This window comes from Pseudomonas sp. NPDC088885 (genome assembly GCF_044750025.1).
In the GTDB taxonomy this organism is placed as follows: domain Bacteria; phylum Pseudomonadota; class Gammaproteobacteria; order Pseudomonadales; family Pseudomonadaceae; genus Aquipseudomonas; species Aquipseudomonas rustica.
Window position 1 is genome coordinate 1 of the sequence record NZ_JBIVJB010000079.1, and the last position, 22,855, is coordinate 22,855.

23 protein-coding genes and 1 pseudogene are annotated in these 22,855 nt (G+C 60.0%); 11 read left to right on the forward strand and 13 right to left on the reverse strand.

Annotated elements, in window-relative coordinates:
- Together ACIP1X_RS22495 and ACIP1X_RS22500 are read right to left on the reverse strand one after the other, a co-directional pair.
- Window positions 1-158, reverse strand: a pseudogene (locus tag ACIP1X_RS22495) (TerC family protein); the annotation flags it as partial.
- A 70-nt stretch (window positions 159-228) separates the two neighbouring features.
- Window positions 229-1,536 carry a CitMHS family transporter gene (locus tag ACIP1X_RS22500; protein ID WP_053125357.1) on the reverse strand — a complete coding sequence of 436 codons (1,308 nt, stop codon included), beginning with the start codon at window positions 1,534-1,536 and terminating at the stop codon, window positions 229-231.
- 323 nt (window positions 1,537-1,859) lie between these two features.
- On the opposite strand from ACIP1X_RS22500, the gene ACIP1X_RS22505 reads away from it, so the two are divergent.
- Window positions 1,860-2,261 (forward strand): GFA family protein, encoded by a 402-nt coding sequence (locus tag ACIP1X_RS22505; RefSeq protein WP_159813406.1) that lies wholly within the window; start codon window positions 1,860-1,862, stop codon window positions 2,259-2,261.
- Here the strand turns inward: ACIP1X_RS22505 and ACIP1X_RS22510 are convergent, their stop codons facing one another.
- On the reverse strand, window positions 2,262-2,588 hold the full coding sequence (locus tag ACIP1X_RS22510) for a DOPA 4,5-dioxygenase family protein (RefSeq protein ID WP_400755174.1): 327 nt from the start codon (window positions 2,586-2,588) through the stop codon (window positions 2,262-2,264).
- A gap of 82 nt (window positions 2,589-2,670) precedes the next feature.
- Here ACIP1X_RS22510 and ACIP1X_RS22515 point away from each other — a divergent pair, with 82 nt between their 5' ends.
- Window positions 2,671-3,345 carry an NAD(P)-dependent oxidoreductase gene (locus ACIP1X_RS22515; RefSeq protein WP_400755176.1) on the forward strand — a complete coding sequence of 225 codons (675 nt, stop codon included), beginning with the start codon at window positions 2,671-2,673 and terminating at the stop codon, window positions 3,343-3,345.
- 11 nt (window positions 3,346-3,356) lie between these two features.
- Here the strand turns inward: ACIP1X_RS22515 and ACIP1X_RS22520 are convergent, their stop codons facing one another.
- Both ACIP1X_RS22520 and ACIP1X_RS22525 read right to left on the reverse strand, forming a co-directional pair.
- Complete coding sequence (locus tag ACIP1X_RS22520; protein ID WP_400755178.1) at window positions 3,357-4,601, reverse strand: MFS transporter; 1,245 nt, start codon at window positions 4,599-4,601, stop codon at window positions 3,357-3,359.
- A gap of 310 nt (window positions 4,602-4,911) precedes the next feature.
- On the reverse strand, window positions 4,912-5,862 hold the full coding sequence (locus ACIP1X_RS22525) for a choline sulfate utilization transcriptional regulator (protein ID WP_400755180.1): 951 nt from the start codon (window positions 5,860-5,862) through the stop codon (window positions 4,912-4,914).
- A gap of 114 nt (window positions 5,863-5,976) precedes the next feature.
- Between ACIP1X_RS22525 and betC the strand changes: the two genes are divergently transcribed.
- The 3 genes from betC (at window position 5,977) to ACIP1X_RS22540 (ending at window position 10,169) form a co-directional block, all read left to right on the forward strand.
- Entirely contained in the window at window positions 5,977-7,491 is a 1,515-nt protein-coding gene (gene betC, locus ACIP1X_RS22530; protein WP_400755181.1) for a choline-sulfatase, read from the forward strand.
- Between the two features lie 16 nt (window positions 7,492-7,507).
- Window positions 7,508-8,428 carry a choline ABC transporter substrate-binding protein gene (choX, locus tag ACIP1X_RS22535; protein WP_400755183.1) on the forward strand — a complete coding sequence of 307 codons (921 nt, stop codon included), beginning with the start codon at window positions 7,508-7,510 and terminating at the stop codon, window positions 8,426-8,428.
- Window positions 8,429-8,600: 172 nt separating this feature from the next.
- Window positions 8,601-10,169: a SulP family inorganic anion transporter gene (locus ACIP1X_RS22540; RefSeq protein WP_400755185.1), complete on the forward strand. Its 1,569-nt coding sequence runs from the start codon at window positions 8,601-8,603 to the stop codon at window positions 10,167-10,169.
- 117 nt (window positions 10,170-10,286) lie between these two features.
- Here the strand turns inward: ACIP1X_RS22540 and aroE are convergent, their stop codons facing one another.
- Window positions 10,287-11,108 carry a shikimate dehydrogenase gene (gene aroE / locus ACIP1X_RS22545; protein WP_400755187.1) on the reverse strand — a complete coding sequence of 274 codons (822 nt, stop codon included), beginning with the start codon at window positions 11,106-11,108 and terminating at the stop codon, window positions 10,287-10,289.
- Between the two features lie 9 nt (window positions 11,109-11,117).
- Entirely contained in the window at window positions 11,118-12,032 is a 915-nt protein-coding gene (gene hemF, locus ACIP1X_RS22550; protein WP_400755189.1) for an oxygen-dependent coproporphyrinogen oxidase, read from the reverse strand.
- Between the two features lie 149 nt (window positions 12,033-12,181).
- Here hemF and ACIP1X_RS22555 point away from each other — a divergent pair, with 149 nt between their 5' ends.
- Window positions 12,182-13,159: an NADPH:quinone reductase gene (locus ACIP1X_RS22555; RefSeq protein WP_400755190.1), complete on the forward strand. Its 978-nt coding sequence runs from the start codon at window positions 12,182-12,184 to the stop codon at window positions 13,157-13,159.
- Between the two features lie 89 nt (window positions 13,160-13,248).
- Here the strand turns inward: ACIP1X_RS22555 and ACIP1X_RS22560 are convergent, their stop codons facing one another.
- The 3 genes from ACIP1X_RS22560 to ACIP1X_RS22570 all read right to left on the reverse strand — a co-directional run bounded on the left by ACIP1X_RS22560 (window position 13,249) and on the right by ACIP1X_RS22570 (window position 16,068).
- Complete coding sequence (locus ACIP1X_RS22560; protein WP_053125335.1) at window positions 13,249-13,806, reverse strand: L-threonylcarbamoyladenylate synthase; 558 nt, start codon at window positions 13,804-13,806, stop codon at window positions 13,249-13,251.
- Between the two features lie 55 nt (window positions 13,807-13,861).
- Window positions 13,862-14,962, reverse strand: coding sequence for a DNA-processing protein DprA (dprA, locus tag ACIP1X_RS22565; RefSeq protein WP_400755192.1), 1,101 nt, complete (start codon window positions 14,960-14,962; stop codon window positions 13,862-13,864).
- An 80-nt stretch (window positions 14,963-15,042) separates the two neighbouring features.
- Window positions 15,043-16,068: a LysM peptidoglycan-binding domain-containing protein gene (locus ACIP1X_RS22570; RefSeq protein ID WP_053125331.1), complete on the reverse strand. Its 1,026-nt coding sequence runs from the start codon at window positions 16,066-16,068 to the stop codon at window positions 15,043-15,045.
- Between the two features lie 162 nt (window positions 16,069-16,230).
- Here ACIP1X_RS22570 and def point away from each other — a divergent pair, with 162 nt between their 5' ends.
- From def to ACIP1X_RS22595, 5 genes are all read left to right on the forward strand, one after another.
- Window positions 16,231-16,737, forward strand: a complete 507-nt coding sequence (def, locus tag ACIP1X_RS22575; protein ID WP_053125329.1) for a peptide deformylase — start codon at window positions 16,231-16,233, stop codon at window positions 16,735-16,737.
- 58 nt (window positions 16,738-16,795) lie between these two features.
- Complete coding sequence (fmt, locus tag ACIP1X_RS22580) at window positions 16,796-17,755, forward strand: methionyl-tRNA formyltransferase (RefSeq protein WP_400755194.1); 960 nt, start codon at window positions 16,796-16,798, stop codon at window positions 17,753-17,755.
- Window positions 17,752-19,062, forward strand: coding sequence for a 16S rRNA (cytosine(967)-C(5))-methyltransferase RsmB (gene rsmB, locus ACIP1X_RS22585; protein ID WP_212550268.1), 1,311 nt, complete (start codon window positions 17,752-17,754; stop codon window positions 19,060-19,062). Before fmt ends, rsmB begins: the two co-directional genes overlap by 4 nt.
- Window positions 19,063-19,084: 22 nt before the next feature.
- Window positions 19,085-20,461: a Trk system potassium transporter TrkA gene (gene trkA / locus ACIP1X_RS22590; protein ID WP_053125322.1), complete on the forward strand. Its 1,377-nt coding sequence runs from the start codon at window positions 19,085-19,087 to the stop codon at window positions 20,459-20,461.
- A gap of 134 nt (window positions 20,462-20,595) precedes the next feature.
- Complete coding sequence (locus tag ACIP1X_RS22595; protein ID WP_159813429.1) at window positions 20,596-20,910, forward strand: tetratricopeptide repeat protein; 315 nt, start codon at window positions 20,596-20,598, stop codon at window positions 20,908-20,910.
- A gap of 4 nt (window positions 20,911-20,914) precedes the next feature.
- On the opposite strand, the gene ACIP1X_RS22600 is transcribed toward ACIP1X_RS22595, so the two are convergent.
- From ACIP1X_RS22600 to tag, 3 genes are all read right to left on the reverse strand, one after another.
- Window positions 20,915-21,154, reverse strand: coding sequence for a PilZ domain-containing protein (locus ACIP1X_RS22600; protein ID WP_053125318.1), 240 nt, complete (start codon window positions 21,152-21,154; stop codon window positions 20,915-20,917).
- Window positions 21,155-21,262: 108 nt separating this feature from the next.
- Window positions 21,263-22,150 (reverse strand): lysophospholipid acyltransferase, encoded by an 888-nt coding sequence (locus tag ACIP1X_RS22605; protein ID WP_008084359.1) that lies wholly within the window; start codon window positions 22,148-22,150, stop codon window positions 21,263-21,265.
- A gap of 40 nt (window positions 22,151-22,190) precedes the next feature.
- Window positions 22,191-22,748, reverse strand: a complete 558-nt coding sequence (gene tag, locus ACIP1X_RS22610; RefSeq protein ID WP_400755195.1) for a DNA-3-methyladenine glycosylase I — start codon at window positions 22,746-22,748, stop codon at window positions 22,191-22,193.
- Window positions 22,749-22,855: the final 107 nt, after the last annotated feature.

A 22,855-nucleotide genomic window follows, 5' to 3' on the forward strand; every position in this document is an offset into this window, starting at 1 on the left:
AGGCCAAGACCGAAGATCCGGGTGCGCTGCTGCATGTGTTTAGGCATGCGGCTGACCAGGATCGAAATCATGATGATGTTATCGATGCCGAGGACGATTTCCAGGGCGGTCAGGGTGAAGAAGGCAACCCAGATTTCGGGGTTGGTCAGCCATTCCATGTGTATTCCTTTGAGCGTGTGTTAAACCAAGACGCCAGCAAGCAGCTGGCGTGTTGGTGAGTTGATGCCGTTACAAAGTGCTGAACAGCGGGAAAGTCCCCAACAGCAATGCCGCCACAAGTATGCACATGCAGACCAGCACTGCCCACTTCAGGGTGAAACGTTGATGGTCACCGAACTCGATACCGGCCAAAGCCACCAGCAGGTAAGTCGACGGCACCAGCGGACTGAGCAAGTGGACGGGCTGACCGACGATCGAGGCACGTGCCATTTCCACCGCGGTGATGCCGTAATGGCTGGCCGCTTCGGACAACACCGGCAACACACCGTAGTAGAACGCGTCGTTCGACATGAAGAACGTGAACGGCATGCTCACCAGCGCCGTGATCACCGCCAGGTACGGGCCGAGGAAATCCGGAATCACTGCCAACAGGCTTTTCGACATGGCGTCGACCATGCCGGTTCCGGAGAGGATACCGGTGAAGATACCCGCAGCGAAAATCAGACTGACCACCGACAGCACACTACCGGCGTGGGCTGCGACACGATCCTTCTGCATTTGCAGGCACGGGTAGTTGACGATCATCGCGATACTGAACGCCACCATGAACAGCACCGGCAGCGGCAACAGGCCGGCGATCAGCGTGCACATCAGCACCAGAGTCAGCAGGCCGTTGAACCAGATCAGCTTCGGACGGCGGGCATCCGGGAATTGCGAGACGCTGATTTCGCTGTGATCCATTTCATCGCCGATCAGGTGCAACTCACCGAGGCGCGCACGCTCACGTTTACCGTAAAAGTAGGCAATGATCAGGATGGCCACCACACCGGCGGCCATGGCCGGGATCATCGGCACGAAAATGTCCGACGGATCGACATGCAGCGCACTCGCCGCACGGGCGGTCGGGCCGCCCCACGGGGTCATGTTCATCACGCCACCGGCAAGAATGATCAGACCAGCCATGATCCGCGGGCTCATGCCGATGCGGCTGTACAGCGGCAGCATGGCGGCCACGCAGATCATGTAAGTGGTCGCGCCGTCACCATCGAGGGAAACCACGAGCGCCAGCACGGCGGTGCCGACCGACACTTTCAGCGGGTCGCCCTTGACCAGTTTGAGGATCTTGCGCACGGCCGGGTCGAACAGGCCGGAGTCGATCATCAAGGCGAAATACAGAATGGCGAACATCAGCATCACGCCAGTCGGCGCCAGCTTGGTGATGCCTTCGAGCATCATCGGGCCGATCTTCGGTGCAAAACCACCGAACAGAGCGAACAGAATCGGGATCACGATCAGAGCGATCAGCGCGGACAGGCGCTTGGTCATGATCAGGAACATGAACGTGATGACCATGGCGAAGCCAAGGAAAGTCAGCATGGGAATACTCCAGGCGTAGCGCGGCTAGTGAGGTGAGCGGATCGGCGAGGGATCAGCGCAGAACGGCAAGCACGAGGCGTACGGGCGGAGTTACAGCGAGGAGGCGGGCTACAGAGGACATCAGAATCACCATTGTTGTTGTTAATTGGGCCGCGCGAGCGAGACATCACACGCATTGGCCAACCGGTCTGTTGCCGGAAGTGGAGGCGATCCTAATCGCGGAAGCTTTCAGCTACCTTTCGCTGGTGAAAGCTATGAATGAATGGTCAACCGGTCGTCGGATGCGAACTTGAGTCAATAAACCCGGGAGGAGGGCGTTCAACATGAGCCAATTGCACAGCGGCGGCTGCCATTGCGGAAACATTCGTTATCAGTTCAGCGGGCCTTTGCACGACATCGCTCACTGCCATTGTTCGATCTGCCGCAAGGTCAGCGGCGGGATTGTCACGACGTGGATCAGCGTGCCGGCGGCGAATTTCCAATGGCTGGCCGGGACGCCGTCGCGGTATGACTCATCGCCAAGTTGCGCGCGGTACTTCTGCCCGACCTGTGGCGCGCAACTGGCGTTGGTCACGCTGCTCAGCCCTGAGGTCATCGACGTGACCATCGCCACGCTGGATCAGCCGGAGCTGGCCCCGGCCGAGCGGCATATCTGGACGGACAGCCAATTGCCGTGGCTGCATCTGGACGAACATCTACCGGGTGAAGCCGAAGAAACGCTTTGACTAGAAAATAGACAGATCCAGCGGGCGAATCGCGCCCATCCAGATCGCGTGTTCCGTGTGGTCGAGCAAGTCATTCCCCGTGTCCGGGTGCAGAAACACCACCAGGCCTTTGCGATTCAGCGCCAGCCACGGCAGCACATCGGCAATCAGCTCGGGGCCGAAGGCCAGTTGGCAGCTCCAGTCCGGGTGCGGGCCGACCGGGCGTTCGTGGACGCGGCCCATTTTCAACGCAAACAACTGCGCGGCCTGCTCGCACAATGTCCGCGCTTGCTCAATGGTGCTGGCGTCGAAATAGACGTGGGCGTGATAACCCTTGATCGCTTGCATCTGAAAGCCTCTGAATCGATTCGAACCCTCGGCGTTACCCGTATGTCACACGCCATACAAGGGATAACAAAAGGGATCAGCCATGAAAAATGCCGAAACCCCGGCGGTAAAAGTGGTGCTCTATGGTGCCATGAGTAGCCTGGGCGGTGCGTTGATGGCTGAGTTGCTGCGTCGCCAGCACGAAGTCATCGCCATCCTCGACGACCTCACCGCGCTCGCGCCGCGTCCGGGTCTACGTACGAAAAGCGGTGATCTGTTCGATTCCGAGCGGGTTAATCAAAGTGTGGCAGGCAGTTCGGCGGTCATCTGTTTATTGGATGCGCCGGGGTTGCCGTTCAGTAGCGACCACGTTGAACGCTCAGTGGTGCTCGGGCCAGTGGAGCAGGTACTAGCCGTAGATGCTTTGGTCGATGGCCTGCAAGCGGCGAATGTTTCGCGACTGTTTTTGGTAGGAGAGTTCTCGGTGCTCGACGAACCGGAACTGGACGATCGCCTGCAACGCCACGCCGCCGAGGAAATCCGTGAAGCGCTGCAAAGCAGCCCGCTGCAGTGGACGCTGGTCAATGCGCCGCATGGCGTGGCCGGGCTGACGATTGAGCATTTCAGTCAGGTTGGCGGCAATCTGGAACCGGGATTGGCGGAGCCCCTGGAAAGACTGAATCGCGTAGCGGTGGGGATTGCTGATGAGCTGCGGCTGAATTTGCATGTGGGTCAGCATGTGAACTTTGTCGCCGCCGATGGCACACCGGATCAATAGCCAGGATCGCGTTAAAGTTCGCAGTTCTTCATTGGGACGATCGATCGCTCTGCAGTCGGCGTTCCCGTCGGACTTGCCCATAACTTCGGAACCGTCGAGTAGTGCAGCATAACCATCAAGCCTCCCACAGCCGCGCAGATCCACCATAAAACAAAACCGCCATAAGCGCCGTATAACCATGTTCCCAAGCCAGGGCCATACAACGAATGCCCAAGCCAGGCGGCGCTGAATATGCCCAGATACTTTCCTCTTTGGCGCCCGTGCGAGCGGTTCATGACCGATAGTGTCCAGACGGGTATCAGCAATAACTCGGCAGCGGTGAGAATCAGCATCGTCAACACAGCCAAGATGATATGGCTGCCCATGTTCAAAACAAGAAATGCTCCACTGAGTAGCAGACCTCCAAGACGCGAGGCGATAACCACGCCATGGCGTTCGATCATTCGACTCACGGGTAACTGCAACACTACTACGAGCAAAGCGTTCATTGAAAACAGGTACGCGATCCAATGTGCACCAGCATCGGTGTGTTCACTGATAAAAATCCCGAAAGTGCCGTACATCTGATCGAAGATGCCCAACGCCAACAACTGTCCAAGTATGAAGACAAGAAAAAAACCGTCTCGCCAAGGGGAGCTTCCTCCGTCCGAGGCATTGTCGTTGTCCATCGTCTGTAAACTCGCCGACCGCCATAATTCAGCCGAGTGTCTAAGGGCGAAACCGAGCAAGAAAAAGCTGCCGAACAGGTTCAGCAACCCCTGAAGAAAAAACACGTATTCGTAGCCAAAACCGACCAGCACCCCCGCCATAATACCGGCGAGCGCTACGCCCATATTGAATACAACTCGATGCAGTCCCTGCACACGCACTTGTAGCGCTTGCGGGCTGCCCTCCATTACAAGACGCAAATTGGCTGGCCGAAATGCACCGTCAAAGATGCCCACGAGAGGAACCACGACAAGTAACAGTCCGAAGGGTGGCATCAACGCCAGAGAGGCCGCGAATACGCCACTCAACATAAGCGAAAAACCCGTAGCCCATTGCGAATTCAGGCGCTCCGAAAGAACCCCTCCAACGTAGGCGCCAACAATGCATCCACCGCCATAGGCCGCCATAAGCCAGGCGATGGTAGAGAACGAATACCCGTAAACCTCAAGGAAGTACAACGGCAAAAACAGTTTGACGATACCGCCGGCACTATTGAGCAAAGTCGCTAGCAGCTGAAGTTGTACTACTCGAGGGAGGGTTCGGATCATTGGATTTGCCGTTATTAAGACAGCGAGTTGTTTAGAGTGCCTTCATGGCGATGTATCGATAAACGTACTTTTGTTGCTTTATCCAATGATTCGGCCACTACTATTGCTGAGTATCCGTCACAATGGGCAAAAACCATCACATACAAACAACACGTTTACAAATAATAGTATCCGTCACCGATGAAGATCAGAGCACTCTGTAGTCCTTCTCCCTTCGCTACGACCTTCAACGATAGATGTGATTTTTTATTGATTGAACAAACGACTTATCCCACTCGCTAAAGAAGAAGGTTCATGTTCAATGAAATCACTAGACCGCAATAGACGGTAGAGATAACCCGCTTAGCGATTCGGCGCTACTCGCCTGCTCCTCCATCAACCAATCGACAAACTGTTGAATCAACACCCCACGCCGTTTTCGCTGCGGCAACACCACGTAATACCCCAACCGCGACAGCGTCGTTTCAGCAATTGGCCGACACAACAAACCCTGACTCAGCAAGTTATCCACAAGGTGCCGCCAGCCAATCGCCACGCCTTGCCCGCCGATCGCCGCTTGAATCAACAGCGTGTAATTGTCGAAACGCAACTGCCCCGGCGCCGGCGGCGTGCTGATGCCTAACTCGCGAAACAGTCCGCTCCAGTCAAACCAGTTGCTGCTGTTTTCGCCACGCAGGTGCAGCAGCGGCAACTCAAGCAACGCCTGAGCGGGCAAGGGCAGGGCGCGTTCCTTGAGCAATTGCGGGCTGCACACCGGGAATACTTCTTCACTGAACAACCAATGGCTCTCGCCCTGCTTGAAGCGCCCGTCGCCAAACAGGATCGCCACGTCGATGTCGGTGCGCAGCATGTTGTGGTTGCGTTCGCTGGTGACCAGGCTGACGTCGACGTGGGGATTGGCCTCATGGAAGCGGTGCAGACGCGGCATCAGCCAGTACGCGGCGAAGGCGAAATCGGTGGCGACCTGCAGCACCTCATGTTGCTGCTGTGCGCTGATCGCGCTCAACCCGGCGTCGATATTCTGCAAACCCAGGCTAACTTGCTCGAAAAGGATTGCACCGACTTCGGTTAACTCGATGCCTCGGTAGATGCGATCAAACAGCCGCGTGCCGAGCTGTTCCTCCAGCCGTTTGATCTGCTGGCTGATTGCCGGTTGCGTGGTGCCCAGTTCGACCGCTGCTGCAGTAAAACTGCGATGACGAGCGGCGGCTTCGAAGGCGCGTAGCAGGTCGAGCGACAGATCGCCCAAGGCTTCATACATAAGCTGTGCTTATCCTAGTCATTGCCCGGCGCGGGCTTTACCCGACAGAGCATGGACTCCATGCTCGATCGCAGCAATGTCGCATAAATATTCACTATGGAATGCCGCGATCACATGAAGCGCAAGAATATTCTTTTCATCATGGCCGATCAGATGGCCGCGCCAATGTTGCCGTTCTACGGCCCGTCGCCAATCAAACTGCCGAATCTTTCCCGCCTCGCCGCACAAGGCGTGGTATTCGATGCCGCGTACTGCAACAGCCCGTTGTGCGCGCCGTCGCGTTTCACTTTGGTCAGCGGCCAGTTGCCGAGCAAGATCGGCGCCTACGACAACGCTGCCGATTTCCCTGCTGATGTGCCGACTTACGCCCACTACTTGCGCCGTCTCGGCTACCGCACGGCGCTGTCGGGCAAGATGCATTTCTGCGGCCCGGATCAGTTGCACGGCTATGAAGAGCGCCTGACCAGCGACATTTATCCGGCCGATTACGGTTGGTCAGTGAACTGGGATGAGCCGGACGTGCGGCCGACCTGGTATCACAACATGTCCTCGGTGTTGCAGGCCGGGCCGTGCGTGCGCACCAACCAACTCGACTTCGATGAAGAGGTGGTGTTCAAAGCGCAGCAGTACCTGTTCGATCACATCCGCGAAGATGGTGATCAGCCGTTTTGCCTGACGGTATCGATGACTCACCCACACGATCCGTACACGATTCCCAAGGCTTTCTGGGATTTGTACGACGATGCCGATATCCCTTTGCCTACAACCCCGGATCAATACGAACTCGATCCGCACTCGCAGCGCCTGCTCAAGGTTTATGACCTGTGGGATAAACCGCTGCCTGTGGATAAGATTCGCGATGCGCGTCGGGCGTATTTCGGGGCGTGCAGTTATATCGACGCCAACGTCGGCAAACTTCTGCTAACCCTCGAGGAAACCGGGCTGATCGATGACACCATCATTGTGTTCTCCGGTGACCACGGCGACATGCTCGGCGAGAAAGGCCTCTGGTACAAAATGCACTGGTATGAAATGGCCGCCCGCGTGCCGCTGTTGATCAGTGCGCCGGGCCAATTTGGTGCCGGTCGGGTCAGCGAGGCTGTGTCTACCGCTGACCTGTTGCCGACCTTTGTGGAACTGGCCGGCGGCACCCTGGAGCCGGGCTTGCCACTGGATGGCCGCTCGCTGGTCTCGCATCTGCAAGGGCAGGGCGGCCACGACGAAGTGTTCGGCGAATACATGGCCGAAGGTACTGTCAGCCCGTTGATGATGATCCGTCGCGGCGCCTACAAATTTATCTACAGTGAAAGCGACCCTTGCCTACTCTTCGACGTAAGCAACGACCCGCGCGAACTGGAAGAACTCAGTCAGTCGCCGCAACATCGCCGACTGTTCGACGATTTTCTCGCCGAAGCGCGGGCCAAATGGGACATTCCGGCGATTCACCAAGAGGTGCTCGCCAGCCAGCGCCGCCGCCGTTTTGTCGCCAACGCACTAACGATCGGCAAGCTGAAGAGCTGGGACCACCAGCCGCTGGTTGACGCCAGTCAGCAGTACATGCGCAACCACATCGACCTCGATGATCTGGAACGCAAAGCACGTTATCCACAACCCTGCCAAAACCAATAATGTTAAGGGGAAGTCCATGCGTAAGTTATCCACAGTAGTGACGGTTGGCCTGCTCGCACTGAGCAGCGCCTCGGCGTTCGCCGAGCAGAGTTGCGACACGGTGAAAATGGCCGACCCGGGCTGGAGCGACATTGCCGCGACCAACGCGATCACCGGGTTTCTGCTGGACGGCATGGGCTACAAGGCCAAGGTCGACACCCTCGCGGTGCCGATCACCTTTGGCGGTTTGAAGGATGGCCAGGTGGATGTCTTCCTCGGTAATTGGATGCCGGCGCAGCAGGGCTTCTACGACAAGTTCGTCGCTACCGGCGATGTCACGCAACTGGCGAAAAACCTCGACGGCACCGAATTCACCCTCGCCGTGCCGGACTACGTGTGGGACGCGGGTGTGCATAACTTTGCCGACCTGAATAAGTATGCCGACAAGTTTGATCGCAAGATTTACGGCATCGGCTCGGGTGCGCCGGCGAACATCTCGTTGCAGGAAATCATCAAGAAGAACGACTTCGACCTGGGCCAGTGGAAGCTGATCGAGTCCAGCGAACAGGCGATGTTGGCCGAAGTGTCGCGGGCGGTGAAGAAACAGAAATTCGTCACTTTCCTCGGCTGGACGCCGCACCCGATGAACGTGCAGTTGAAAATGCATTACCTGAAGGGTGGCGAGAAATACTTCGGAGACACTGGCAGCGTGTTTACATTGACGCGTAAGGGTTATGCCGAGGCATGTCCGAATGTGGGTAAATTGCTGACCAATCTGTCGTTCACGCAGGAGATGGAGAACAGCATCATGGCTGAGGTGGTGAACAAGAAGGTCACTAATGCCGCGGCGGCGAAGGCGTGGATCAAGGCGAATCCGGCGGTGTTGGACAAGTGGCTGGACGGGGTGAAGACGGTAGACGGGAAGGATGCGTTGGCGGCAGTAAAAGCGAAGCTTTGATTTAGCGCGCACCGATCGTTCCCACGCTCCGCGTGGGAATGCCTCAACGGACGCTCCGCGTTCGGCTTGGAATGGGACGCGGAGCGTCCCGGGCTGCATTCCCACGCAGAGCGTGGGAACGATCAGCATAACGGGCTGATACCCTAGCTAAAAATTTCAACCGCGAGGATCCATGGCCTTCCCCAGCCGCCACTCACTCTTTCCCTTCCTCACCTGGCTCCCGAGGCAATCCCGCGCCAGCGTAGGACGGGATCTGATCGTCGGCCTCAGCGGCGCAATTCTCGCGTTACCCCAGTCGATTGCCTACGCACTGATTGCCGGTCTCCCACCCGAATACGGTCTCTACGCTGCGATCATTCCGGTGTTGATCGCCTGCCTGTGGGGCTCATCGTGGCACCTGATCTGCGGACCGACCGCCGCTATTTCCATCGTGCTCTTCGCCAGCGTCAGCCCTTTGGCCGTGCCGGCGTCGCAGGACTACATCACCCTCATTCTTCTACTGACCTTCCTCGCCGGGATTTTCCAGTGGCTGCTCGGCCTGCTGCGCTTCGGCGCGCTGGTGAATTTCGTCTCGCATTCAGTGGTGCTCGGCTTCACCCTCGGTGCGGCGGTGGTGATCGCCATTGGCCAATTGCCGAACCTGTTGGGGCTGGAGTTACCGGCGAAAGCCACGGCGTTGGCGAGTCTGATGGATCTGCTACAACACCTCAGGGCTGTGGATAAACCTTCGCTGGTGCTCGGCTTGGCCACGGTGGTGGTCGGCATCGTCCTGAAACAACTGCTGCCGCGCTGGCCGACGCTGTTGATCACACTGGTGCTCGCCAGTCTGCTGGTGTGGTTGTGGCCAGCGATGTTCGGCCATGTGCATCTGGTCAGCGCCTTCGTCGGGCGCTTGCCGCCGTTCAGTGCGTTGCCACTGGATCTGGATTTGATCCTGCGCTTGCTGCCCAGCGCTGTGGCGGTGGGTATGCTCGGTTTGGTCACCAGCCTGTCGATTGCCCGCTCGATTTCCGCTCGGTCACAACAGTTGCTCGACGCCAATCAGGAAGTCCGCGCGCAGGGTCTATCGAATATTGTCGGGGCGTTTTTTTCCGGCTCGTTGTCGGCCGGATCGTTTACCCGCTCGGGATTGAGTTATGAGGCGGGCGCCTGTTCGCCACTGGCCGGGGTGTTTTCGGCGATCTGGGTGGCGCTGTTTGCGATTTTCGGTGCGGGGCTGATTTCACACATTCCGATTCCCGCCATGGCCGGCAGCATTCTGTTGATTGCCTGGGGACTGGTCGATCATCGCGGCATCCGCGCATTGCTGCGGGTCAGCCGTGCCGAGTTCGTGGTCATGGCGCTGACCTGCCTCGCGACATTGTTACTGGAATTGCAGACGGCGATTTATGCCGGGGTGCTGGCGTCGCTGTTCTTCTATCTCAAGCGCACCTCGCAGCCGCGCGTGCAGCATTGGCGCGACGGTGAGGATGATGTGCTGCGGGTCGGCGGCTCGATCTTTTTCGGCGCCAGCCATTACCTGCAAGTGCGCTTGCAGCGGATGCACGGCGCGCGGGTGGTGATTGAGGCGCAGCAGATCAACTTCATCGATTATTCGGGGGTGGAGATGCTGCATCAGGAGGCGCGACGCTTGCTCAGCCAGAGTCGCAGTTTGACCTTGCGCCGGGCGCGACCGCAGGTGGTAGAAGAGTTACGCAAGCTGGAAGGGCCGGAGAAATGTCCGATCCGGTTTGAGGATTGATTTCGAGATCAGCACATACCTTGTGGGAGCGAGCCTGCTCGCGAAGACGGAAGCACATCCAACACTAGTGTGTCAGACAGACCGCTTTCGCGAGCAGGCTCGCTCCCACAAGGTTATTTATTGGGCCAACTGGCGGCGCAGTTCGGCGAGAACTGGCGCCGTATCAGGCCGCACACCCCGCCACAAAAAGAACGCCTCGGCGGCCTGCTCGGCCAGCATCCCCAACCCATCCATCGACACCGCCGCGCCATGCTCGCTGGCCCAGCGGCAGAACGCCGTCGGTTCCTTGCCATACATCATGTCGTAGCACAGGGTTTTGCCTGGCTCGATCAGGCTCGGCGCAATCGGCGGTACATCACCGGTCAGGCTCGCCGACGTGGCATTGATGATCACGTCCACCGGCTCACGCAACCAGTCAAAACCACTGGCGGATACCGGCCCGAGGTCGCAGAACAACTCGGCCAGCAACTCAGCCTTGTCCACCGTGCGATTGGCGATGATCACCGAGGCCGGTTTCTCCGCCAGCAACGGTTCGAGCGCGCCACGTACTGCGCCGCCCGCACCGAGCAGCAAAATGCGTTTGCCGGTCAGGCTGAACCCGGCATTCACCGTCAGATCCCGCACCAGCCCGGCGCCGTCGGTGTTGTCGCCGAGCAATGACCCGTCGGCCAGTTTGCTCAGGGTGTTCACCGCGCCAGCACGTTCTGCTCGGGCGGTCAGGCTGTTGGCCAAGCGATAAGCGTCTTCCTTGAACGGCACGGTCACATTGGCGCCGCGACCTTGTTCGAAAAAGGCTTTAGCGCAGCCGGAAAAATCGTCGAGCGGCGCCAGCAGGGTGCTGTAGTCGAGGCTCTGGCCGGTCTGTTCGGCGAACAACTTGTGAATCATCGGCGATTTGCTGTGGCCGATCGGGTTACCGAAAACGACGTAACGATCCATCAGAAATCCTCAGGCTTCGGCCAACCAGTCGCGGTCTTGCAGGAAGTACTCGGTCAGGCGCGCTTCTTCGCTGCCCGGTTCAGCCTTCCAGTCATAGCCCCAGCGCACTTGTGGTGGCAGCGACATCAGAATCGACTCGGTACGTCCGCCCGATTGCAGGCCGAACAACGTGCCACGGTCATAAACCAGGTTGAACTCGACGTAGCGCCCACGGCGGAATTCCTGAAATTCGCGCTGCTGCGCGGTGAACGCAGCGTTTTTGCGGCGCTGCACAATCGGCAGATAAGCATCGATGTAGGCGTCGCCGATGGCGCGCATGAAAGCGAAGCTGGTGTCGAAGTCCCACTCGTTCAAGTCATCGAAGAACAGCCCGCCGATGCCGCGCGGTTCGTGGCGGTGCTTGATGTGGAAGTAGGTGTCGCACCAGGCCTTGTAGCGCGGATAAACGTCGGTGCCGAACGGCGCGCAGGCCTGTTCGGCGACGCGATGCCAGTGGATGCAGTCTTCTTCGTTGCCGTAATACGGAGTCAGGTCGAAGCCGCCACCGAACCACCAGACCGGCTCTTCGCCTTCTTTCTCGGCGATGAAAAATCGCACGTTGGCGTGCGACGTTGGCACATGCGGGTTGTGCGGGTGGATCACCAGCGACACGCCGAGGGCCTCGAAACCGCGACCGGCCAATTCCGGGCGATGAGCGCTGGCGGACGGCGGCAGGCCACTGCCGAAGACGTGGGAGAAGTTGACGCCGCCCTTTTCGATCAGCGTGCCGTTCTCGATCACGCGGGTGCGACCGCCACCGCCGGCAGGCCGGGTCCAGGCGTCTTCGACGAAGCGCGTGCCGCCGTCTTCGCTTTCGAGTGCGGCGCAGATGCGGTCTTGCAGGTCGAGCAGATAGGCCTTTACGGCGTAGGTGCGGGTCGTCATGGCTTCACCTTGAATCGGGCGGCGCCCCGCAGGCGGGCGACGCAAATGGGCGCGTAGCATACCACCGCAGAACAGCGCGCCGCAGTTGACGAAGATCAAGCATGGGAGTTGGATAGGGGGCTCACGAAAGACCCAAGGAGAGCAAGCAGATGGCAAAGCGTATCCAGTTCCGCGCCCACGGCGGCCCCGAAGTGCTCGAATTTGTTGATTACGAACCCGCCGCGCCCGGCCCGAATCAAGTGCGCGTGGCGAACAAGGCGATTGGCCTGAATTTCATCGACACCTATTACCGCAGCGGTCTGTATGCGCCGCCAGCCTTGCCATCCGGCCTCGGCGCCGAAGGTGCAGGCGTGGTTGATGCGGTCGGTAGCGGCGTCACCCGTTTCAAGGTCGGTGATCGCGTGGCCTACGGCAGTGGCCCGCTGGGCGCCTACAGTGAGTTGCACGTTTTGCCTGAAGCCAATCTGGTGAAACTGCCGGATGAAATCAGTTTCGAAACCGCCGCCGGCGTGATGCTCAAGGGCCTCACCGTGCAGTACCTGCTGCGCCAGACCTATGAGCTGAAAGGTGGCGAAACCATTTTGTTCCACGCCGCTGCCGGTGGTGTCGGTTCGCTGGCCTGCCAATGGGCCAAGGCGCTGGGCGTGAAGTTGATCGGCACCGTCAGCTCGAAAGAGAAGGCTGAGCTGGCCAAGGCCAATGGCGCTTGGGCGACCATCGATTACAGCCACGAAAACGTTGCCGAACGCGTGCTGGCGCTGACCGATGGCAATAAAGTCCCGGTGGTTTACGACGGTGTGGGCAAGGACACGTGGCTGACGTCGCTGGACAGCGTTGCACCGCGTGGTTTGCTGGTGAGTTTCGGTAATGCGTCGGGCGCGGTGGACGGCGTGAATCTGGGGATTCTTGCGGCGAAGGGTTCGCTGTACGTGACCCGGCCGACGTTGGCGACTTATGCCAATAACGCGGAGAACTTGCAGCGGATGGCGGATGAGCTGTTTGAGATGATCATCAGCGGCAAAATCAAGGTGGATATCAGCCAGCGTTATTCGTTGGCTGAGGCGGCTAAGGCGCAGACTGAGTTGTCGGCTCGACGGACGACAGGGTCGACAATTCTGTTGCCTTGACCGGCCCCTTCGCGAGCAGGCTCGCTCCCACATTTGCAATGCATTTCAACTGTGGGAGCGAGCCTGCTCGCGAATGAAGCGACGCGGTCTTAAGCCGGGCGCACGATATTGCCCGTGGCCAAATCACGAATCAGGCTCGGGTTCTTGCGGCCACCCAATTCCCCGCCCAACACCAGATCAATCTGCCCACGGAAATACTGTTCAACACGCAACCGCGTGCGCGCTGCCGGGCGCCCTTGCGGGTTGGCCGAGGTCGAAATCAACGGGCCGACCATCGAGCACAGATCACGCACCTGCGGATGATCGCTAACGCGCAGCGCCACCGTGTCGTGCACACCCGTCACCCATTCCGGCAACAAGCCCTGATGCGGCACCAGCCAGGTGTTCGGCCCCGGCCAGGTGCTGGCCATGCGGTCGAGCCACTCTTGCGGGAAGTCTTCGAACAGGAAGTCGAACTGGCGGATGTTGTCGGCGACCAGAATCAGGCCCTTATTGACCGAGCGATTCTTGATCGCCAGCAGCCGATCCACCGCTTCTTCATTCCACGGGTCGCAACCCAGGCCCCAGACGGCTTCGGTTGGATAGGCAATCACCGCCCCGGCGCGAATCTCTCGTGCGGCTTGTTGCACACGCCAACTGTTGACCATGAAAAAACTCTCCACAAACAGGTTTCGCGCAGTTTACCGATCTTCCTTGTAAAACCTAGCTCACCCGCGCAAACCAGCGGCCGTTTTCACTCACCGCGCGGCCATCCATTTCCAGTTCGGTCAGCGCTGCCAGCACTCTCGGTAACGCCCAGCCGCTGCTGTCGGCCAGACCTTCGCTGGTATGCGGCGCGGCGTGCAGCAACATCAGCAGCGGATGATCGACTTTCGGCGTGTCTGTGGACAGCGGCAAACGCTGCCAGCCGCGCAGGGCTTCGAGGATGTGCTCGATGGTTTCCACCAGCACCGCGCCATCGCGAATCAATTGGTGACAACCGCGCGCGCCGGGGTGATGAATCGAGCCGGGAATCGCATAAACCTCGCGCCCCTGTTCCGCTGCCAGCCGCGCCGTGATCAAGGATCCGCTAGCAACGCTGGCCTCGACCACCAGAACGCCAAGGGACAAACCGCTGATGATCCGGTTGCGCCGGGGGAAGTTGCTCGCGGTCGGCCCGGCGTCCAGCGGAAACTCCGAAAGCACCGCGCTGCCGGACGCGATCATCGCGTCGCAGAGGCGTCGATTGCGCTGTGGATAAAAGTTTTCCAGCCCAGTGCCGAGCACCCCGACGGTCAGCCCGCCGACATCCAGCGCGGCTTGATGCGCAGCGGCATCAATGCCCAGCGCCAGACCGCTGGTGATGACAAAACCGGCCCCGGCGAGGCTGCGGGAAAACGCCGCCGCCGTGTCCATTCCCGGACGCGAAGCGCGGCGACTGCCGACCATCGCCAACTGCGGTTTTTCCAGAATCAGTGGATCACCCGCGACAAACAGCAGCGGCGGTGGATCCGGAATCTGTGCCAGCAGTGCCGGGTAATCCGGCTGATCCCACATCAACAAATGATGCTCCGGCCGCTCTAGCCAGCGCATTGCGTGGCTGGCGCCATCGCGCACTTCGGGGCAGCGCCGCGCTTCGGCACTCGCCGCCGGCATTCCCAGCGAACGCCAGGCACTCGCGGGCGCGCTGATGGCTTTTGAGGCCGAGCCAAAGGCTTCGAGCAATTTGCTAAAACGCTTCGGGCCGATTTCCGGCAAGCGGTGCAGGCGCAGGCGCGCTTCCAGTTCTGCCGGGGAAACCGGCGCGGAGGCAGACATCATCATGGATCATCCTTGATCGTTATAAGCTCCGAACCATTCGGAACAAGCTGTGGATAACTCTGTTGGTAACTTGTGAAGCAAGCTTACGGATTTCGCACCTTGTCGAGCACCGCCAGCGAGCGCGATGCGTTAAGGACGAGGCCGTAACTGAGTTTGTCGTAGGTGCGGAACACCATCAGCAACCCGGCGCGTTCGTCGGGAATTTTCAGCGGTTGGCCAGTGATACGGTCGCGCACGGTTTCGCCGGTTTTCATGACCTCCAGCACGTTGCCTTCGACCAATCCGTCGCGTTTGCCCTTGTTCAGGGTGACCACGTCCATCACGCCGATCTGAGTGACGCCGCGTGGCACGTCGATGATCACGCCGTTGATCTGGGTAGCGGGTGCGCTGGGCATGAAGGTCGAGTTGATCGAACGCTCTTCGCCGCTGAACAAGCGGTCGCCGAGGCGCACTTCCTGCGTGGTGCGTTGCAGGGCGAGGGTGGCAACGTCACCTTCGGTCGCGACGATTTCACCGCCGCCGATGTCGTCGGCGTTGATGCCGAGGAACTCCTTGGTCTGCGGATCGGTGTAGACCTTGCCCTGGCGGAAGATGCCGTAGACCGGTTGATTCGGGTCGAAATGGCCGCGCGCGTAGATGCGGTCGCCGGTGCCGCTGAGCACACGCTCGGCATCGCCGGCGACGATGTACGGCGCCTTGTCGAAATCTTCGGCCTTGTCGACGATGCGGTTGCTCAGCAGAAAACTGTTGATCGATTTCAGCGGAATGCTCGGAATCGCCTCGGCCACCGGGCTGGTGCGAATCCGTGGCGAGAGTTTGATGGTGCCGCGCGACTCGCCGCGATTGAGCGTCAGACGCGGCTGGCCATTGACGTAGCTGAGCGTCAGCGTGTCGCCGGGATAGATCAGGTTGGGGTTCTCAATTTGCGGATTGGCCCGCCACAACTGCGGCCATTGCCAGGGCTCGCGCAGGTATTTGCCGGAAATGTCCCAGAGTGTGTCACCCGTAACCACCGTGTATTGCTGTGGAAAACCATCCCTGAGTTGCACTTGCCCTTGCGCTACGCCGGCCGAAGCCAGCAACAGCAGGGCGAGTAGTGTTTTCCTCATGCAGTGAATCCCTTTATCATGTGCGTTCGCGTGAACCGTCAGAGCCCCCGTGGCTCGCTTGAGCAAAATGCACAAGCTACGCTTCACAAACGGTAGCCTGCATCTTCGGACCTGCCAGGCCATCGACCCGACTTTACTCAACACGTGCAGCAATCAAAGCCTATGGCCATTTTAGACATCCTCGAATTTCCGGACCCGCGTCTGCGCACTATCGCCAAACCTGTGGCTGTAGTGGACGACGAAGTGCGTCAGTTGGTCGACGACATGTTTGAAACAATGTATGAAGCGCCGGGCATCGGCCTCGCCGCGACCCAGGTCAACGTGCACAAACGTATCGTCGTGATGGACCTTTCCGAAGACCGTACCGAGCCCCGGGTGTTCATCAACCCCGAGTTCGAATCGCTGACCGAAGAAATGGAGCAATACCAGGAAGGCTGCCTTTCGGTACCGGGTTTCTACGAAAACGTCGACCGCCCGCAGAAGGTCAAGATCAAGGCGCTGGACCGCGACGGCAAGCCCTATGAACTGATCGCCGAAGGCCTGCTCGCGGTGTGCATCCAGCACGAATGCGACCACCTCAACGGCAAATTGTTCGTCGATTACCTGTCCACGCTCAAACGCGACCGGATCAAGAAGAAACTGGAAAAGCTCCACCGCCAGAACGCTTGATGCCCCTCCTTCAAAGGCTTGCTGCGGCAAGCCTTTTTCTTTTCAAGAGACGCCTTCCATGACTGAGCCACTGCGCATCGTTTTTGCCGGTACCCCGGAATTTGCCGCCGAACACCTCAAGGCCCTGCTGAGCAGCCCTTACGAGATCGTTGCGGTCTACACCCAACCGGATCGTCCGGCCGGTCGCGGGCAAAAACTGATGCCGAGTCCGGTCAAACAGCTCGCGCTGGAAAATAATATCCAGGTGTTGCAGCCGCCGACGTTGCGCAATGCTGACGCTCAAGCCGAGCTGGCCGCGCTGAGGCCGGATTTGCTGGTAGTGGTCGCCTACGGCCTGATCCTGCCGCAAGTGGTGCTGGATATTCCGCGCCTGGGTTGCATCAACAGTCACGCCTCGTTGCTGCCACGCTGGCGCGGTGCGGCGCCGATTCAGCGCGCCGTCGAACACGGTGATGCCGAAAGCGGCGTGACCGTGATGCGCATGGAAGCCGGCCTCGACACCGGGCCGATGCTGCTCAAGGTCGTCACGCCGATCACTGGCGAAGACACTGGCGGCTCCTTGCATGATCGCCTCGCCGAGATGGGCCCGCCGGCCGTGGTGCAAGCGATTGCCGGTCTGGCCGCAGGCACGCTGGAAGGCGAAGTGCAGAACGATGAACTCGCCACCTACGCGCACAAATTGAACAAAGACGAAGCACGCATAGACTGGAGCCGTCCGGCGGTTGAACTGGAGCGACTGGTGCGCGCCTTCAATCCATGGCCGATCACCCACAGCACCCTCAACGGTGAAGCGCTGAAAGTGCTGGCGGCGACCATTGCCGACGGCAACGGCGCGCCGGGTGAAATCCTCAGCGCCAGCAAGGACGGCCTGGTCGTCGCGTGCGGCGAACAGGCGCTGTGCCTGACCCGCCTGCAGTTGCCCGGTGGCAAAGCGCTGAACTTCAGCGATCTGTTCAACAGCCGTCGCGAGAAATTCGCTGTCGGCACGGTGCTCGGCGCAGCGGTGGACGCGCAATGAACCCGCGTCTGGCCGCCGCCAAGGCACTCGCCGCCGTGCTCAGCGGCAAAGCTTCGCTGAACAGTTCGCTGCCGACACAACTGGACAAGGTCGAGGATCGCGATCGCGGTTTCACTCAGGATCTGGCGTTCGGCACCGCGCGCTGGCAGCCACGCCTGTCGGCACTGGCGGAAAAACTTCTGCAGAAGCCGTTCAAAACCGCCGACGCCGATGTCGAGGCGTTGCTGCTGGTCGGCCTCTACCAATTGCTCTACACCCGCGTGCCGGCCCACGCCGCCATCGGCGAAACCGTGGGTTGCGCCGACAAGCTGAAAAAGCCTTGGGCCAAAGGCCTGCTCAACGCTGTGTTGCGTAATGCTCAGCGCGAAAGCGAGACGATTTTCGCCGAACTGGAGCGTGATCCGGTAGTGCGCACCGCTCACCCGCGCTGGCTGCAAAAATCCCTCAAAGCGTTTTGGCCGGAGCAGTGGGAAGCCATCTGCGAAGCAAACAATGCGCATCCGCCGATGATCCTGCGCGTTAATCGTCGCCATCACAGCCGCGACGCCTACCTCGGCTTGCTGACTGAGGCCGGAATCGCCGCAACGCCCTGCGTTTACAGCCGCGACGGCATCATTCTCGAAGCCGCCGCCGATGTGCGCAGCCTGCCGGGTTTCGCCGAAGGCTGGATCAGCGTGCAGGACGAAGCGGCGCAACTGGCCGCCGACCTGCTCGACCTGGCGCCAGGCCAACGCGTGCTCGACGCCTGCTGCGCACCGGGTGGCAAGACTTGTCACATCCTCGAAGCCGAACCGGCGCTGGCCGGCGTGGTCGCGGTGGATCTGGAAGCCAAGCGACTGGTGCGCGTGAAGGAAAACCTTGAGCGCCTCGGCCTCAACGCCGAACTGATCGCCGCTGACGGTCGCGACACCGAAAAATGGTGGGACGGCAAACCGTTCCAGCGCATCCTGCTCGACGCGCCGTGCTCGGCCACCGGCGTGATCCGTCGCCATCCGGACATCAAGCTGACTCGTCAGCCGGACGACATCGTCGCCCTCGCGCAACTGCAAGGCGAGCTGCTCGACGCCATGTGGAAAACCCTCGAAGTCGGCGGCATTCTGCTTTATGCCACCTGCTCGACGCTGCCGACCGAGAACACCGAAGTCATCGCCGCGTTTCTTGAGCGCACACCGGGCGCCCGCGAACTGGATCTGGCCACCACGGCCGGGATCAAACAGCCCCATGGTCGCCAATTGCTGGCCCAGCAGGGCGGGCATGACGGGTTCTACTACGCCAAGCTGATCAAGATCGCTGCCGCACGCGGCTAAATGGATTCAATGGAGTGACTGGATGAAAATCATCATCCTCGGGGCAGGGCAGGTCGGCGGTTCGCTGGCTGAGCACCTCGCCAGCGAAGCCAACGACATCACCGTGGTCGACACCGACGGCGAACGCCTGCGCGACCTCGGCGACCGTCTCGACATCCGTACCATTCAGGGCCGAGGCTCGTTGCCGACGGTGCTGCGTCAGGCTGGCGCGGACGACGCCGACATGCTGGTGGCGGTGACCAACAGCGACGAAACCAACATGGTCGCCTGTCAGGTCGCCCACACGTTGTTTCACACGCCGACGAAAATCGCCCGGGTGCGCGAAGCCTCGTACCTGACGCGCGAAGAGCAGTTGTTCCAGAACGAAGCGATTCCGGTCGACGTACTGATCAGCCCCGAGCAAGTGGTGACCAATTACATCAAGCGCCTGATTGAATATCCGGGCGCGTTGCAAGTGATCGACTTCGCCGGAGGTCAGGCGCAACTGGTCGCGGTGCGCGCCTATTACGGCGGGCCGCTGGTCGGTCAGCAACTGCGCCAATTGCGTGAGCACATGCCGAATGTCGAAACCCGCGTCGCAGCGATTTTCCGTCGTGACCGGCCGATCTTGCCGCAGGGCGACACGGTGATCGAGGCCGACGACGAAGTCTTCTTCATCGCCGCCCGTGAGAATATTCGCGCGGTGATGAGCGAAATGCGCCGCCTCGACGAAACCTACAAACGCATCGTCATTGCTGGCGGCGGGCAGATCGGTGAGCGCCTGGCCGAGGCTATCGAAAGCCGCTATCAGGTGAAAATCATCGAGATGAACCCGGCGCGCTGCCGCTACCTCTCCGACACCCTCGACAGCACCGTGGTGCTGCAGGGCAGCGCGTCCGACCGCGACTTGCTGCTGGAAGAGAACATCGCCGACGCCGATATCTTCCTCGCGCTGACCAACGATGACGAAGCCAACATCATGTCGTCGCTACTGGCGAAACGGCTGGGGGCGAAGAAGGTCATGACGATCATCAACAACCCGGCCTACGTCGACCTGATTCAGGGCGGCGACATCGACATCGCCATCAGCCCGCAACTGGCGACCATCGGCACGTTATTGGCGCACGTACGCCGTGGCGATATCGTCAGCGTGCACTCACTGCGTCGCGGCGCGGCGGAAGCGATCGAGGCGATTGCCCACGGTGATGCGAAATCGAGCAAGGTGATCGGCAAACCGATCGAGAAGATCGGCCTGCCGCCGGGCACCACGATTGGCGCGGTGATCCGCAACGAACAAGTGATCATCGCCCACGATGACACGGTGATCGAAGCGGGCGACCATGTGATTCTGTTCCTTGTGGATAAAAAGCATATTCGCGATGTGGAGAAGCTGTTTCATGTGGGGTTGAGCTTCTTCTGAGGTTGATCGTTCCCACGCTCCGCGTGGGAATGCAGCCCGGGACGCTCTGCGTCCCAAGAGCGGACGCAGAGCGTCCATTGAGGCATTCCCACGCAGAGCGTGGGAACGATCAGACTGAAGCGAGGGTGCAAAAAATGCTCGAATCCCTGGAAAAAATGCTCGCCAAGGGTGTGGATAACTCCCTGCTGCGCTTCGGCCTGGGCAAGGGCTATCTGGATCTGGGCGAAAACGCCAAGGCTGCCGAGCATTTCCAGCGCTGCGTCGGCTTCGATCCGAAGTATTCCGCCGCGTGGAAACTGTTGGGCAAGGCGCAACTGGCGCTGGGCGACACTGCCGCCGCGCGGCAGGCATGGGAACAAGGTCTGGAAGCCGCTCGCGCCCATGGCGACAAGCAGGCCGAGAAGGAAATGACGGTGTTTTTGAAGAAACTCGATCGTCAGGCGCAGTGACGTTCTACAAGTAGCGCAAGCCGATGCCTTCGGCGTCGACCGTTACCACTTCCATTCGCACCCGTGGCGCGCCTGTGGGTAAATCCTGAACCTGGCCATAGACGACCGCGCCTTTGGGCAACGACGCCAGGCTCGGATGCTGCACATACACCCCGGTCGGCGATAGGTTGCGGGTTTGCCCGAGGCATTCGCCGAAGCTGTCGTGGGTGATTTTGATGCGGAAGGATTTGCGGTGTTCGGACATCTTGGTGCGCCCTTTTTTTGAACGGTTCTGTGGATAACCTCAAGCAAGATCAAAAGATCGCAGCCTGCGGCAGCTCCTACAAGTTATCCACAGAGTGTGCCAACTTCGTCAGTACCAGCGTTCTTCGCCGGGTGGGCGCTTTTTGAAGCGCTTCATGCTCCACATGTACTGGCTTGGGTACGCAGCGACGTAGCGCTCGACGACTTTGCTCATCGCTGCGCAGGATTCGGCGGTATCGGTGCTGTACATGGCTTCGGGCGCGGCTTCGAGGATTACTTTGTAGCCAGAACCGTCGGGCAGGCGCAGCGCATGCAGGAACACGCCGACCGCTTTACCACCGGCCAACATGTTCGGCACGAATTTGCTGGTCAGCGCTTGTGTGGCGAAGAACGGCACGAAGATCCCGGCGGATTCGGCCGGTTCCGGGTCAGCGGGGATGCCCACTGCACCACCTTTGCGCACTTCCTTGATCACGCTGAGGATGCCTTCCTTGGTGGAGGCGGCGACCTTGTTGCCCAGTTGCACGCGCTGTTTGCGCAGCAATTCGTCCACAGCTTTGAGCTTCGGCGGGCGATAGAAAATGATCGGTTTGCACTGGCTGCAATAGAAGTGGTTGAGCACTTCCCAGTTGCCGAGGTGGCTGGTGATGCCGACCACGCCTTTGCCCGAGGCCAAAGCGTCTTTGAGCACGTCGAGGCCTTCGACTTCGCGCACCAGATCGATCGAACGCTGCGCCGGCCAGATCCACGCGCAGGCGCTTTCGGTCAGCGACTTGCCGATGTCTTTCAGGCTCTGCCCGACCAGACGCTCACGTTCGGCCGGATCCATCTGTGGAAAACATTTGGCGAGGTTGATCCGCACCACGTCGCGGGAGCGGTTGGGGGTTTTCCACATGATCCAGCCGATCGCCGAACCCACGGCCTGCACGGCCCGCCATGGCAGCAGGGCAAACAGCCGCAGAGCGCCTACCAGCAAGGCGCCTTTAAACTTTTCCACAGGTCACTCCTGATCTTGTGCGGTGCGCGAGGCGGCCATTCTAACCGGCGTTGACGAACTGAGCGTAGCGGTCGCAGTCGCGGGTGTGATCCATGACCATGCCCGAGGCCTGCATCAGCGCGTAGCAAATGGTCGGGCCGACGAACGTGAAACCGGCCTTTTTCAGGGCTTTGCTCATCGCCAGTGCTTCGGGGGTGATCGCCGGGACTTCGCTGCGATCGTTGAAATGATTGATGATCGGTTGGTCGTTAACGAACGACCAGAGGAAGGCCACCGGATCCTCCAGCGCCAGCCAGGACTGGGCATTGCGGCGGGCGGCGTTGAGTTTGAGGCGGTTGCGGATGATCCCCGGATCGAGCATCAATTCGTCGATTTCGGCGTCGCTCATCTGCGCCACGCGCTGCACGTCGAAGCCGAACAGCACCTCGCGATAACGCTCGCGTTTGCGCAGCACGGTGATCCACGACAGGCCAGCCTGGAACCCTTCGAGCAAAAGCAACTCGAACAAACCCTGCGCATCGCGTAGCGGCGTGCCCCACTCCTTATCGTGATAAGCCATGTACAGCGGATCTTCGGTACACCAAAAGCAGCGTGGCATAAGGCTCCAGGGGGTGGAGGTGCGACTGAATCGGGTATACTCCCGCTCTTTAAATCGCAGCCCAAGACACAGGTGAATTTCGTGAGCCAGCCTCCGCCAGCCGTGCG